This window comes from Peribacillus sp. QJM3NY_7, from assembly GCF_056173225.1.
The window spans coordinates 2289129-2304036 of sequence record NZ_CM149663.1; the positions used below are offsets into that span (position 1 = coordinate 2289129).

The window sequence follows — 14908 nt, forward strand, 5'->3', positions numbered from 1 at the left end:
GTAATAAATGCTTATATTTTTAGTTTTTCTGCATTAGATTGTGATGTATTTTTCTCCATCTTCATTATAATAAATCCACTCCAGGCAAACATAAGGGAGGCTATGTAAAAGATGCTGCCGATCGTTAAAAAGTCGACTAAATATCCAGTTGCAATCACCGCAACTGCAGCACCGACGGATGTCCAAACATGGTATTTCCCGATTTCCGCACCCGCGGTTTTTTTCGTTACATATCTTGCCAGTACCGTTTTTTCAGTGTTTCTTTGTACTGCCCCAAGTACTCCCATAATGATTTGCAAGAGATAGACATGCCAAATTTCATATGCGAGAGGAAAGGCAAGCAGGATAAGTGCCATCCCCCATGAATAGATAAGGAGAAAGGCCTTGTCACCTGTTTTGTCAGTGAATTTTCCGATTAAAGGATAGCTAAGCGCTGCAGTCAATGAGAATATTCCATATGCCCACCCGAATTGCGAATAACTGGTGCCTACATTTTTGATTAGCAATATATAAAAGGGGAAAATCATGCTGGCAGCCATTCCAACAGTGCCTTGGTAAAAAATAAAACGTTTATAATTCATGGATGATACTCCTCATAGAAAATATTCATGAAGCGATTATCAGGATCATATTTCTTCTTTAATCGAAAGAATTCCTCAGTCCGCGGATACGCTTCAAATAATTGTGTCTTGGTTGGGTACCCATAATAGGGCAGGTAGTAGCTGCCGTTATGGTCAAGCGTCACATCGATCATGTTACGGATGACCCTTCCTGTATTATCCTTGCTTTCGTCATCTGTCCCTTGATTGATGAGCATCACTAAAGCGAACATATCATCCTTGGAATAGGACATGAGTGATTCATCATTATGTTCCACATAACGAATTGTGATATTTAATAAATTAAAATCTTTCTCATCAGATAAGGTTCTTCTTAAGTCATCGATATAATCAGCATATTGATCAATCGGAACGAAGTATTCTTGCAGCACTTCAGTTTTGGTGGTGTTGCTGTAATCCATGAATGCTGAATCCGACCGCATCACATTATTCCTCGAAACCAAGTTGCCATCAATATTGGCCGTGTAGGTTTTTTGAGTTTCCCAAAACCTTTTTTTACCCCAGTCATTAAAACGTGAGAGGCCAAGAAAGAATTTAGGCACGGCAATGATCGTTTCCCGTTTGAGAGTATTGTAGTCAGATAGCCTTGTTTGGTCATTTGCCCTATAATAATCCGTTACATACATTTCATCCAAATAGGAGTCAGGAGCAACAGATATTCTTGCAAGATGCATTTTAACATCATCATTTTTAAGAACTTCTCTTTTAAAGTACGACGTATATTGATCATAATGAAGTGATTTAGTTTTAATGTTATAAAGTTCGTCATCGGTAAGGTGGAGTGTTACATCGAGTATGACCCCAAACAATCCATACCCGCCAATAACCGTATGGAAGAGCTCCGAATTTTCTTCGCGGCTCACTGTTAGGATTTGTCCTTTTGCGTCAAGCAATCTAAAAGATTCCACGGTTTCTATCAAGGCATGATGACGGATATCCCGACCATGGACATTAACGCTCAAAGAACCGCCAATGGTAAAAATGTTTTGAGATTGACTGACCTTCAGTGCAAGTCCATATGGGTTGATGTATTCCTGAAGAGCAGCCCAGGTTGCACCGCTTTGGACCGTAATGCGTTTTTCTTTTACATCCAAATCAAGTATTTTATCATAGTTCTTCATATCGAGCAGAATCCCGTTTGGATATAATGTCTGCCCTCCTTGGCTATGCTGCATTCCGGCAATGGAAATGGGATCATCGTTTTTTTCGGCATCCAAAACGACTTTTTTGATTTCTTCTTCACTATCTTCTGCCTTTATCACTTTCATTTTAACTGGCATCAGACGGCTTATATCTTTGGCAATAGGGTGGTCAAGCTTGAAATTAAAAGCCTGCAGCGATAATCCAAATAATAGTGCATATAGGGTGATAAATAAAAATCGTTTCATGATATCTGGCATTCTACTCCTCGTTTACTTTGTTTGACACTTAATTGAAATAAAGAAAATGTATGAACCTTTTATATTAATGGAGTTTCCCTGACCATTCAGTAAGATTGGGGTTAATATTGAATTAAATGTCAGATATTTAGAAATGAATCTTTTGATTTATGTATTAGTTCTTAGTTTTCAGTCCATTAATGATTGTTTTGGTTAGCGGTATGGATAGTGATTCCAAGCTTTGTTCTGAGTTGTTTAATCCCCAATGATAGATGATTCCCATCAGGCTTTGGATGATAAGTTGTGAAATTTCGTTAACTGATTGGTCAGTGCCAATGTCGTTTTGTTCTTTCGCCTCTTCAATTATTGAACGAATGATTTTGAAGAGTGAGCGGTTTGAATTTAAAAAGTAAGTATGTTCTTTCGAATCTAAAGCGGAACTGTAAATCACTTTCATTAAATCTTTGCCCATTTCTACTTCCAGAAAACGCATCAATTTGCGAATGAAAATAAACAATTTCTCGGTAGCGTCCATATCGACTGGGAACGAACGGAAGACTTCGCGATAGTAATCATCGACTTCTATGAATCTCACTAAAAAAATGTCCGATTTCGCTGAAAAGTGTTGGTAAAATGACCCTTTTGATGTGCCGCTTTTTTTCACGATTTCGTCAACGGTAACTTTCTCGTAACCTTTTTCGCTGAATAGCTTTAGAGATATTTGTAAAATTTTTTCACGAGTCTTTTCTCCCCTAAGTTGTTTCTTTCTGGGTTCAATCATAAAAATCCTCCAAATGATAATTGACAGAATATTCCTATATAGTTTAATATCAGACTACAGTCTAGTTAAATGATTGCTGGTCTATTTAATCTAACGTAGATCATGAATAATCACAACGCTATCTTAAATGATTTTCACGCATTCGGAAAGCGCTTACAAAGTTTTAGGGTCAAGTATGGAGAAGGTTAATTCAGTTTAAATAGGAGGTTTTTCAAGGATTTCTATACAATCGGTTACTGTCTTGCAGAAAGGCTTATTCCTCTTTAGCCCTAAGTATATGGATTGTATTTATAATATTGTTGGATTCAGTATATATAAATGGAGGGTGGTGGTTTTCAGGATAAATTGAGAGCTAGGAATGAACCAGAGTGTCGGGAAGCTGGAAAAGAGTTGTATGGTAAACTTTTTTGGGAAATAGTAGCATGAAAGGGAGGAAATAATCTTGAATCATTCCAGTGGTGAAATAGAGAAACGAACGATCAGTAAGACGATGAAACGCATTCTTCCATTTATCCTGCTTTTGTATATCATCGCTTACTTGGACAGGGTCAATTTAGGCTATGCTGCTTTACAAATGAATGCAGAATTAGCCTTATCCGCTGAAGTTTTTGGATTGCTTTCTGGTATTTTCTTCATCGGCTATTTCTTTTTTGAAGTTCCTAGCAACATGATCATGCATAAAGTGGGAGCTCGGATATGGATTGCCCGAATAATGATTTCGTGGGGGCTTGTGGTAATATTAACAGGATTTGCCCAAACAACGATGCATTTATATATTCTCCGTTTTTTATTAGGTGTTGCCGAAGCTGGTTTTTTCCCTGGTATAATTTTGTATTTAACGTATTGGTTCAGGGCCCGCGAAAGAGGGCGGGCAACAGCGGTTTTGCTTTTGGCCCTACCGATTGGCGGATTGATTGGTGCGCCTGTGTCGACATGGATTCTTGACAATATTTCCTGGTTCGGTATGGCAGGGTGGAGATGGATGTTCATTCTTGAAGGCATTCCGGCCATTATTATAGGAATTGTTGTTGTTTTCTATTTAACTAATAGACCGTCTAACGCTAAATGGTTATCAAAGGAAGAAAGTGATTGGTTAGAGGGGGAATTGAGTGCGGAAAGAAAAGTTAGCTCGAAAATAAATAAAGTCACGAAGCTTGATATGCTGAAAGATTCGAAAATCTGGAAGTTGGCCCTTTTTTATTTTGCAGGATACACATCCATCTATGGATTGTCATTCTGGATGCCAACCATCATAAAATCTTTATCGGAAAACGCAACAACTAATTTAGAAATAGGCTGGTTAGCGATGATTCCATCGTTAGTCGGTATACCTGCCGTTATGTTTGTAGGCTGGAATTCAGATCGGACCAATGAACATAAAACACATTTGCTCGTTTGCCTCATGATAGCGGTTGTCGGATTTATCGGGTGCGGCTTTTCAAATAGTGTTTTTATAATGGTGCTTATGTTAACGATTACATCTTTCGGATTATACGGGTTCAGTGGATGTTTCTTTGCCTATATGACATTTTTCTTCACTGAGTCCACTGCCCCAGTTGGAATAGCCATAGTCAATTCATTTGCGGCTTTAGGCGGTTTTGTGGGACCGATGATTCTCGGAACTGTTGCCTTTACTCAAGGAATGTTTATTTTATCCGGATTACTTATAATAGGTGTCATCACCCTATTATCATTAAAATTGACAGGTGCTTCAGATGAAAACATAGGTAAAGAAGTTGAAGTCAATATTAATCGATTATAAAGGTTCTAAATGTATGGAAGATTAAAAGTGATTAAAAAAGAAACATCATTGGAAATCATAGCGTTTCCATGATGTTTCTTTTTTTATTTAAGCACATATATATGGGGTGGGAATACCAGTTGAGCATATCAAAGTTTAATCTAAATCGCGGGTTCTGCCTAATAAGACTTGTTTGTAGTTTTCGGCGGGATTAGAATGGAGATGAGATGAAAGTGCTTTCGAAAAGATCAGGGATTCCTTTTCTATTCATGTGCTGACTTCATATTATTCATTAGGGGAATAACAGCAGAAATGAGGTGATGATGTGGAAATTCATTTGGTGGCAAAAGATGAGATTGAGGCTCAAGGAATTCGTTGGATCGTGGAGTCCCACTTAACGGGGGTTAGACTGATCTTATGGAGAACGATTGAAGAATTCGAAAAGGGAATGCGCAATCAGCAACCAGAATTCGTTATTTTGGATATGGATATTTGGACGGATGAAAGTGAGGCGATGGGTGTTTCGTTAAAGAGGAGGGGAATTCGATGGTTAGGGATTTCATCTGAGCGAATCTTTCAAACGGCTTATCGAGCCTTACGTTATCGTGCTGAAGATGTTTTATTCCGTCCTTTTTCTTCGGCGGATTTGGTAAAACATATCCAACAATTACGTTTTCAATTGAGAAATGGTCCAGGTCTTATCTCGTCAAACACCATGGATGATGAGAATGCTTTGGATATTGGGTATCCAGATTTCTTCTTGACAGACCGGAAGCATGAAAGCCGTATAACCATGGTCGCTTTCTTGACACCTGATAACAAGACCCTTCCTTTAGTTTATGATGAACTGCAACGATATTCTTTTACTGGGAAGAATCAAATCTTCGCTTTATCGGATTTTATTTTATGTGTCCAGGAAACAAAGGAAATGGAGATATATAAGGAAGAGTATCAGGCTTTCCTTGCCCATTGGAAAGAAAGAATGGATGAGCCCCTTGCCATCATAATAAAGGTGGCAACTTCAGATGAGTCTTTAAAAAGGATGTATCAGCAAACTCGTGAATTTACGAGACAAATCTTTTTTGATGGATATGATATCATCTTAGCCGAAAGTCAACAGACTTCCCCTCGAGAGATGGATCCATTCCTCACTCCTCTTGAACAAAGACTATGGATAGAAATGCTCGAAAGGCGGGATGCGAAGGCCATCAGGAACTGGATTGAACGTGAATTCCTTACCTTTGAACGACCATACCCCGACCCGGAAATCGTTCGTATCCGCCTTACAAGCGTACTTGCACAGATTCGCAGGCATATGAAATCATACAACTTGCAAAATGCTTCCCTGGAAGCCATATACTATGATGTATTTCAGCAAATTGTACATAAACCTGTCATCCATCAAATAGTGAAAGAGCTGCATGCGTTCACCACCCATATGCTTCTGCAGGATCATGGACAATTACAGGAAGGGGCACGCACAATCAGCGAAAAGGCAAGGGAACTGATCGAGTCCAACTATTGGGACGCACAGTGGAATCTAGCGAGTTGTGCAGATACTCTGCGTATCAATAAAAGCACACTCAGCCGTCGTTTTGCGGCTGAATCCGGCGAGTCTTTTCGAAATACGCTGCATCAAGTTCGAATTAGGGAAGCTAAACGTTTATTAAAGGAAACGGATTTATCATTGGAGGAAATCTCACAATTGGCCGGCTATTCACATCAAACTTATTTCAATGCCAAATTCAAACTGCTTGAAGGGTGTACACCATCAGCATATCGGTCTGGATTATAAAAAAGGACGATTCAATAAAATGAATCGTCCTTTCAGTTTGTAGACAAAAGGGGTTCGGATTAAAAAATTCCAGTTGACCTTATAAAGAATCATGTTAAGAAAGCATCCTCATCACTTCAAGTTTTATTAATGCTATATTAAAACAATGAAGACTTTAGGCAAAAGGGTTATATCTAAATGTTAAAACAAGTTGATTGGAGCGGATGTTCGAGACTCCTGCGGGAAAAGCTAGTCCAGGGGAGACCCCGCAGGCGCAAAGGCGCCGAGGAGGCTCCCGGACCGCCCGCGGAAAGCGAGTGCCTGGAGAGGAAATCAAAGTTATAGTTTGTCTACAGTCTAAAAAAGGACGATTCAATAAATGAATCGTCCTTTTTTATTTATTTCATAACAATGTAATTAATGGGATTATTCATAAAATAATAAAGTTAAATAAAAAATATTGAAACAAATTATAAAATTATCATTAAATTATAATAAATTATTCTGAATTTTTCTTATAGAATGAAAATATAACAAAAACAAGGGGGAAATGAGAAATGAATACGATTACAAACAAGGTTATACGCTATAGAGGCACTGATTTGAATACGAAAGGTTGGCAACAAGAGGCAGTGCTTAGAATGCTGATGAATAATTTGGATCCTGAAGTCGCCGAACGTCCTGAGGATTTGGTGGTATATGGAGGGATTGGGAAAGCAGCACGTAACTGGGAATGCTTTGATGCAATCGTCAAATCACTAAAAGAGCTTGAAGAAGATGAAACTTTACTTGTCCAATCAGGGAAACCGGTGGCCATTTTTAAAACGCATACGGATGCACCCCGTGTCCTGATTGCCAATTCAAATATCGTCCCGGCGTATGCGAACTGGGAAACATTCCATGAACTTGATAAAAAGGGATTGATGATGTATGGGCAAATGACAGCAGGCAGCTGGATATATATTGGCTCTCAAGGCATCGTACAAGGTACATACGAGACATTTGCCGAGCTAGCAAAACAACATTTCAATAATTCGTTGAAAGGCACCATCACTCTTACGGCTGGTCTAGGCGGCATGGGTGGTGCACAGCCACTGGCAGTTACGATGAACGGCGGGGTCTGTATCGGAATTGATGTTGATGAAACAAGAATTGACCGGAGAATCGAGACTCGTTATACCGATGTGAAAACGGATTCTTTGGATGAAGCCATTCGTTTAGCCAAAGAAGCTAAACTTGCAGGAAAAGCATTATCGATTGGTTTGATTGGGAATGCTTCAGATATTCTACCGGAAATGATTGCAAGGAACTTCATTCCGGATGTCTTGACGGATCAGACTTCCGCCCATGATCCGCTTAATGGATATACACCTTCAGGTATGTCAATGGTGGAAGCGGCAGAATTAAGGAATGCCAATCCAGAAGAGTATATTAAACTCTCTAAAGCTTCAATGGCCAAACATGTAAGAGCGATGCTTGAAATGATGGAAAAAGGAGCCGTGACGTTTGATTATGGCAATAATATCCGTCAAGTTGCCAAAGATGAAGGCGTAGAAAATGCTTTTGACTTCCCTGGCTTCGTTCCAGCATATATCCGTCCACAATTTTGTGAAGGAAAAGGTCCATTCCGTTGGGTCGCTTTATCTGGAGATCCAGAAGATATTTATAAAACAGACCAAGCCATTTTACGTGAATTCGCTGATAATGAGCATTTATGTAACTGGATTAGAATGGCTCAAGACAAAATCCAGTTCCAAGGTCTTCCTTCCCGTATTTGCTGGCTTGGTTATGGGGAGCGCGCCCGTTTTGGTAAAATCCTTAATGATATGGTTGCAAGCGGTGAATTGAAGGCCCCGATCGTGATTGGACGTGACCATTTGGATTCAGGATCTGTCGCTTCGCCGAATCGTGAAACGGAAGCAATGAAGGATGGTTCGGATGTAGTGGCTGACTGGCCGATCTTAAATGCAATGGTGAATGCAGTGGGCGGTGCAACCTGGGTATCCGTACATCATGGCGGTGGCGTAGGAATGGGATACTCCATGCATGCTGGCGTGGTAATTGTGGCAGACGGCACCGAAGAAGCAGCAGCAAGGATTGAGCGAGTGCTGACAACGGACCCTGGGATGGGCGTTGTGCGCCATGTTGATGCAGGATATGAACTTGCAGAGGAAACAGCCCGTGAAAGAGGTATTAATATCCCGATGCTTGGTAAAGGAATTGATAAAAAATGACAAAGCCAATTTGGATAAAACATGCCACTCAACTTGCTACCCTTACCTCTGAAAGGAAAGGTCCGCGTTCCAAAGAGGGAATGTCGGAGCTTGGTTTGATAGAGGATGGAAGTATATGGATGGAATCAGGGTTGATCCAAGCTGTCGGGACAACCAAGGAATTGGAAAAACTCTATGCTGATAGAATGCATGAAGCTGAAGTTTTCGATGCTACTGGCCATTTGGTGACACCAGGGCTTGTTGATCCCCATACGCATGTTGTATATGGGGGAAGTCGTGAGCGTGAATTCGAAATGCGTCTGGAAGGTGCAACATATATGGACATCATGAACGGGGGAGGGGGCATTCATGCAACCACCCGCATGACAAGGGAAGCAAGTGAAGAAGAGTTGATGGAACAAACCATACGACGCCTTGATTCGTTTCTCGCTCATGGTGTGACTACAGTAGAAGGTAAAAGCGGCTATGGAATGAATTTGGAAACTGAATTGAAGCAGTTGCGGGTGATGAAGAAGTTACAGGAAGAGCATCCGATTGACCTAGTTCCTACCTTCATGGGAGCCCATGCAGTTCCAAAGGATTATAAAGGCCGTGAGGATGAATTTGTCGATCATCTGATTAATGATATGCTTCCAATCGTCGCTGAAGAAAAGCTTGCTGAATTCAATGATGTCTTTTGTGAAAAAGGGGTTTTTACCCCTGAACAATCAGAGCGGATTTTAAAGGCGGGGAAAAAGTACGGCTTGATCCCTAAAATTCATGCTGATGAAATTGAGCCATACGGTGGAGCTGAATTAGCTGCGAAGATAGGAGCCATTTCAGCTGAGCATTTGTTAAAAGCTTCCGATGAGGGGATTACTGCTATGGCGAAGTCAGGCACGATTGCTTGCTTGCTTCCAGCCACCGCCTTGTATTTACGGGAAGAAGCGGCCCCAGGACGACGAATGGTTGATAAAGGTGTGGCTGTTGCCATTTCGACCGATTGCAATCCCGGATCTTCACCTACGACATCCATGCCGCTTGTCATGAATCTGGCATGCATTTCGATGCGGCTTACCCCTGCAGAAGCTCTTACGGCGGCGACCTACAATGCTGCTTGTGCAATCAACAGGCAAGAAAGGGTCGGATCCCTTGAAGTCGGAAAACAAGCGGATGTCGTTTTATGGAATGTTGAAAACTATCAGGAGTTGCAATATTTATTTGGGGTTAACCATGTTAAGACAGTATGGAAAAACGGTGTTCAAGTTGTGAATGATAAAGTGAAGTCTGATTCCAAAAGCCTGACGGGCCTTTAAAAGTCAGTATTCTCAATCAATGTCTACCTATTCCATCCGCTGAAAAATTCAGGGGATGGAATGGGCTTTTGGAAGTATTAACAAATGTAATCGTGCTGAATGGTAGGATGATGATTTATCATCCTACCCATTTTCAGCATTAAACACTTTACCACTTTACAGTGAGATTAAATGAAAGTGTTTTAAGGAATTCGTGGAAATGAATCTTCCATGTGGAGGGAGTTTTATGTGGATAATCACTATCCATTCGAAAAATGGCATAAAAATGTTTGAGTTTAGCACAGAAAAGGAAGCAAGGGATAGATTTGAGGTAATGGAAGGCTGTAAAATCCTTAGTGAAGTCATTTATTTCAATGATAAACAATTGATTGAATCTTAAACTATATTTTCATATAGTAGATAGAAATTAAAAGGTAGAATGATTTGATATAGTTTATAAAAAGAGTATATTTTTATAATATTCTTTGCTCAATTTTTTTATAGTATTAAGCTTAATCGTTCCATTCAATTTCTTCGCCACTCATGGCGTGTTACAGTTCTGGTGTTTTTTATGAATCAATATATCTGATAAATCAAAAAATGGAGGAGATTCTTTGAACGAACAAAAATTCACGATTGACGATGCCCCGTTTAATAGGTTTCATTTTCGAATTGCAGGACTCACATTCGGTTCCAGTTTTTGTGATGGCTATTCTCTAGGGATCATTGCGATGGCCCTGACAGTATTCGGGCCTCAGATGAATATGAATTCATTGTGGACAGGGCTGATCGGCAGCTCTGCTTTAATCGGTCTGTTTGCGGGATCTTTAATACTTGGAAGACTTTCTGACCGTGTAGGCCGACAGAAAATCTTTCTCGTAAACTTTTTACTCATCACGGTAGCTACCATTTTACAATTTTTTGTTAGCAGCCCAGAAGAGCTTTTTATTTTACGGTTGTTGATTGGTTTTGGACTTGGAGGGGATTACGCTGTAGGTACGACTTTACTTGCCGAGTTTTCTCCCAAAAAGTATCGCTCCTCGCTCCTCGCGTCTATAAACGTAGTGTGGACGCTTGGATATGTTGCATCAAACTTTGTTGGTCATTACTTGGGCCAGGTTGGTTCAGACTCATGGCGTTGGATGCTTGTCAGCGCAGCCATTCCGGCAATTGTGGTTTTAATCTTAAGAATAGGAACACCTGAATCACCAAGGTGGCTTGTCAGCATGGGACGTGTCGAAGAAGCTCGCCAAATCGTAAAAAAACACCTTGGAGCGAACGTTGAAATGGGAGAAACGGCGACCGGCACAGAAAATCAAAAGACTCTGGGGTTTCGTGGGCTTTTCAGTAAAAGGCTTCGTAAGCGGTTGGCTTTTGGTGGAATATTCAAATTGACTCTCGTTATTCCATACTTTGCCATTTATACTTTCCTGCCTTCCATCCTTAGTACAATGGGGTTTGAACAGAACTTTTTTGCCGATACCATGTTAAATCTATTCTTGCTTGTTGGGGCAATTATTGGTCTTTGGCTGCTAGCAAAATTTTCTCGTAGAGGATTTACCATCGGGGCTTTCACGATCCTTACTGTTTCATTGTTTTCACTCAGCTTCTTACACAATGGTTCTCAATTCTTAATGTTGGTAGCCTTCTTGATTTTTACTTTTTTCATGTCAGCAGCATCGAACCTTACACTAGTATACCCAGCAGAGCTTTTTCCAACTGAAATCCGTGGCTCGGGAATAGGTATGGTTACGGCAATTAGTCGGATTGGTTCTGCGATTGGAACATTTCTGCTGCCTGTTTCTTTAAGTTCATTCGGATTAAGTGCCTCAATGGCAGGAATGGCAGCCATTCTGCTGGTGGGCTTGATCGTATCGATAGCCTGGGCACCTGAAACGAAGAATCTTTCATTACATGAAGCAAGTGACCCATTGCTGGAAACGGAGAATTCTCCGAAAGGAACCATTCCCTTTACAAAAAATGAAAAAATAACATAAGATAACTTCCAGTAAATAAATGAGAAGGACCAAAACTTTTTTCTCCTTCTTGATAAGTCATAGGAGAGGAGATGTATAAGGATGACAACTGCCGATTGTTTACAACCGAAGGATATTAAAGAGGTTGTACTAGGTGATGGTGAAGTCTCAATCGAAGAGGTAATTGCGGTTGCAAGATATGGGGCGATGGTTTCCTTTACACAAACATATTGTGATAGGGTGAATAAATCACGTAGCTTAATAGACAAGTTTTTAGATGAAAATCGATTGATTTATGGTGTAACTACGGGTTTTGGCAGTAATATGACCGAGGTGATTTCTCCAAAGGACGCAGAAACCCTTCAACGGAATATTGTTCGTTCACATGCCGTTTCTGTTGGGGAAACTCTTGAAAAAGAAGTCGTAAGGGCCATTCAGTTGATGATACTAGTGAATTTAGGCCAAGGGTATTCAGGAGTTCGTTTACAGGTATTAAATCTAATTGCTTCACTATTAAATCACGATATCATTCCGTTTGTTCCAGGTGATGGGTCAGTGGGGTATCTTTCTCCAGAAGCTCACATGGCCTTAGTGGTGATGGGTGAAGGGAAGGCATGGTATGAAGATGAGCTCATACCTGGCATGGAAGCTTTAAGGAAAGCGGGATTAGCACCTGTTACGTTAGGTGCTAAAGAAGGATTGGCACTTACAAGCGGGACTACTTCCGTCACTGCGATGGCTGTCCTGGCTTTATACAATAGCATGCAGGCGGCGAAAACCGCTGACATTACGGGAGCCATGTCCTTAGAAGTGCTGAAAGGTACTATAAAAGCATTTGATCCTCGTCCCCACTCATTGAAAAAACATGAGGAACAGGCTAAGACAGCCAGAAATGTATCAAGGATTCTTGAAGGCAGCCAAATCATTGATACATACAAGGAACATAGATTACAAGATGCACTTAGCTTACGATGCATTCCTCAAGTCCATGGAGCCATAAAAAGAGTATTGAAAGACGCTGCTGTATCAATCGAGAATGAAATGAACTCTGTAAGTGACAATCCTCTGATTTTTCCTGAAGAGGAAGATGGAATTGGCCTGATGGCTGGGAATTTTGATGGTTCATTTGTTGGGATTTATGCGGATGCGATATCCATAGCGTTAGCAAACTTAGCAAAAATAACAGAACGCAGAATAGATCGCCTTGTAAACCATCACCTTAGTGAATTACCTAATTTCTTAGTGGTTAATCCAGGTTTAAATAGCGGCTATATGATTCCGCAATATACAGCTGCCGGGCTATTAAATGAAATCAGGGTGCTCTCGCATCCAGCGACAATAGATAATATCCCTACATGTGCAAATCAAGAAGACGTGATAAGTTTTGCCTATTTTGCTTCGAGGAAAGCATATCGGATTTCGAAGAAACTTGAATATATTTTAGCCATTGAACTGATGACGGCAACGCAAGCAATGGATTTTCATCTACCTTTGAAACCGTCACCGGTTACGGAGGAGGTATATCATTTAGTTCGGAGCGAGGTCCCGATGGTTGAAGAAGATCGCTTTTTTCATCCTGACATTGAAGCGATTTATAGGCAAATTCATGAAGGGGAAATAGTGAAGCTCGTTGAAAGGGCAATCGGGGAAATAGAGTTCTAAAACCATGTGGAAGCTGTTTTACTTTATTTTATAAGGTAAAATGGCTTCCTTTTTTTAAAATGAAGGACCATATTTAAAGGAGGAGGGATGAAAGATGCATTATGATGTAATTGTAATTGGAGCTGGATCCATGGGAATGTCTTCAGGTTATTATCTATCAAAAAAAGGACAAAAAGTATTATTATTGGATTCCTTTGCTCCTCCTCATAATAAGGGGAGCCATCACGGGGAAACAAGAATTATTAGGCATGCTTATGGTGAAGGCAGGGAGTATGTTTCTTTGGCACTTAAATCACAAAAGCTTTGGGGTGAATTGGAAAGAATTTCGGGTCAACCATTATTTCTTCCAACGGGGGTCCTGAATGCTGGAAGCCAAAATTCCACTTTCATTAAACAAGTGAAAGCAGGATCAAAGGAATATGGTTTACCTATGAAAATATTGGATTACCAAGAAATTCATGGTAGGTGGCCAGGAATAACACTGCCGGAAGACTACATTGGGTGCTATGAATCGACTTCGGGCGTGTTGAAAAGTGAAGAGTGCTTAAGGGCGTATCAACAACTTGCGAAATCCCATGGTGCCGACATCATTGTAAACAGTGAAGTAAGGAAGATAGTTGCTCATGGTAACGGGGTCACGGTTATAACAGATGGACAGACATTCCACTCGGAATCTTTAGTGGTTGCAGTTGGGGCGTGGGCACCGAAAATATTGGCGATGTTAGATTTGAATCTCCCGCTGGAACCCATCAGAAAAACATTTGCCTGGTTTCATGCAAATGAAAAATTATATAATCATAATGATTTTCCGGCTTTTACTTTTGATACTTCAGTTGGTACATATTATGGCTTTCCTAGTATAAATGGTTCTGGGCTGAAAATAGGGAGACATGATGGAGGACAGCGGATAAATCCTGATGGCTGTATCAAGGGTTTTGGTGAATTGGATGAGGATGAGGGAGATTTGATGAGGTTTTTAGGGCAATATATGCCTGCTGATCAAAAAATGAAATATGGGAAAACTTGCATCTACACCATGACCCCTGATGAGCATTTTATAGTGGATAAACATCCTTATTATCCACATATTGCTATAGCGGCAGGTTTCTCTGGACACGGTTTTAAATTCAGCAGTGTCATGGGAGAAATTTTGAGTGACTTGATTATCTCCGGTACGACCAAGGAAGATATTTCATTGTTTTCGATTAACCGATTTTGAATTAATAGACTCCAAACTTAAAAGCTGTAATCATGGCCGTTGCTTCCTTTCAAAGGGAACAACGGCTTTTTTTATCAATCTGTAATGTTAGGTTTTCTAACAAAATATTGTCGAAATAATTAAAATATGCTAGAATGAGAATATTCCGAAATATGAAACTGAAGTTCCGAATTACGGAACATACGCTGTGAATGATTGAAAGAGGACTTACATATTTTTATGGTTTACTAAAATTTCCGTTATTAAAG

General features: G+C 40.3%; 11 protein-coding genes. 8 read left to right on the forward strand and 3 right to left on the reverse strand.

Annotation, left to right across the window (positions count from 1 at the left end):
- Positions 1 to 11: 11 nt before the first annotated feature.
- From AC0VX1_RS10960 to AC0VX1_RS10970, 3 genes are all read right to left on the reverse strand, one after another.
- A complete protein-coding gene (locus tag AC0VX1_RS10960; protein ID WP_364280223.1) occupies positions 12 to 581 on the reverse strand; it encodes an MFS transporter in 570 nt (189 codons plus the stop codon).
- Positions 578 to 2020, reverse strand: coding sequence for an FAD-binding protein (locus AC0VX1_RS10965; protein WP_475471204.1), 1443 nt, complete (start codon positions 2018 to 2020; stop codon positions 578 to 580). Before AC0VX1_RS10965 ends, AC0VX1_RS10960 begins: the two co-directional genes overlap by 4 nt.
- Positions 2021 to 2174: 154 nt before the next feature.
- Positions 2175 to 2780: a TetR/AcrR family transcriptional regulator gene (locus tag AC0VX1_RS10970; RefSeq protein WP_413002767.1), complete on the reverse strand. Its 606-nt coding sequence runs from the start codon at positions 2778 to 2780 to the stop codon at positions 2175 to 2177.
- Positions 2781 to 3222: 442 nt separating this feature from the next.
- Here AC0VX1_RS10970 and AC0VX1_RS10975 point away from each other — a divergent pair, with 442 nt between their 5' ends.
- The 8 genes from AC0VX1_RS10975 (at position 3223) to solA (ending at position 14660) form a co-directional block, all read left to right on the forward strand.
- Entirely contained in the window at positions 3223 to 4542 is a 1320-nt protein-coding gene (locus tag AC0VX1_RS10975; protein ID WP_475471206.1) for an MFS transporter, read from the forward strand.
- Positions 4543 to 4846: 304 nt separating this feature from the next.
- The gene (locus tag AC0VX1_RS10980) at positions 4847 to 6316 is read left to right on the forward strand and encodes a helix-turn-helix transcriptional regulator (protein ID WP_475471208.1); all 1470 of its coding nucleotides are present in this window, start codon (positions 4847 to 4849) and stop codon (positions 6314 to 6316) included.
- Positions 6317 to 6852: 536 nt separating this feature from the next.
- A complete protein-coding gene (gene hutU / locus AC0VX1_RS10985) occupies positions 6853 to 8529 on the forward strand; it encodes a urocanate hydratase (protein WP_048677985.1) in 1677 nt (558 codons plus the stop codon).
- On the forward strand, positions 8526 to 9824 hold the full coding sequence (gene hutI / locus AC0VX1_RS10990) for an imidazolonepropionase (RefSeq protein ID WP_475471210.1): 1299 nt from the start codon (positions 8526 to 8528) through the stop codon (positions 9822 to 9824). Before hutU ends, hutI begins: the two co-directional genes overlap by 4 nt.
- Before the next feature lie 226 nt (positions 9825 to 10050).
- The gene (locus tag AC0VX1_RS10995; RefSeq protein WP_164468791.1) at positions 10051 to 10203 is read left to right on the forward strand and encodes a hypothetical protein; all 153 of its coding nucleotides are present in this window, start codon (positions 10051 to 10053) and stop codon (positions 10201 to 10203) included.
- A gap of 214 nt (positions 10204 to 10417) precedes the next feature.
- Positions 10418 to 11800 carry an MFS transporter gene (locus AC0VX1_RS11000; protein ID WP_413024346.1) on the forward strand — a complete coding sequence of 461 codons (1383 nt, stop codon included), beginning with the start codon at positions 10418 to 10420 and terminating at the stop codon, positions 11798 to 11800.
- An 81-nt stretch (positions 11801 to 11881) separates the two neighbouring features.
- On the forward strand, positions 11882 to 13441 hold the full coding sequence (gene hutH / locus AC0VX1_RS11005; RefSeq protein WP_475471212.1) for a histidine ammonia-lyase: 1560 nt from the start codon (positions 11882 to 11884) through the stop codon (positions 13439 to 13441).
- A gap of 94 nt (positions 13442 to 13535) precedes the next feature.
- Positions 13536 to 14660 (forward strand): N-methyl-L-tryptophan oxidase, encoded by a 1125-nt coding sequence (solA, locus tag AC0VX1_RS11010; protein WP_475471214.1) that lies wholly within the window; start codon positions 13536 to 13538, stop codon positions 14658 to 14660.
- The last annotated feature ends 248 nt before the right edge of the window (positions 14661 to 14908 follow it).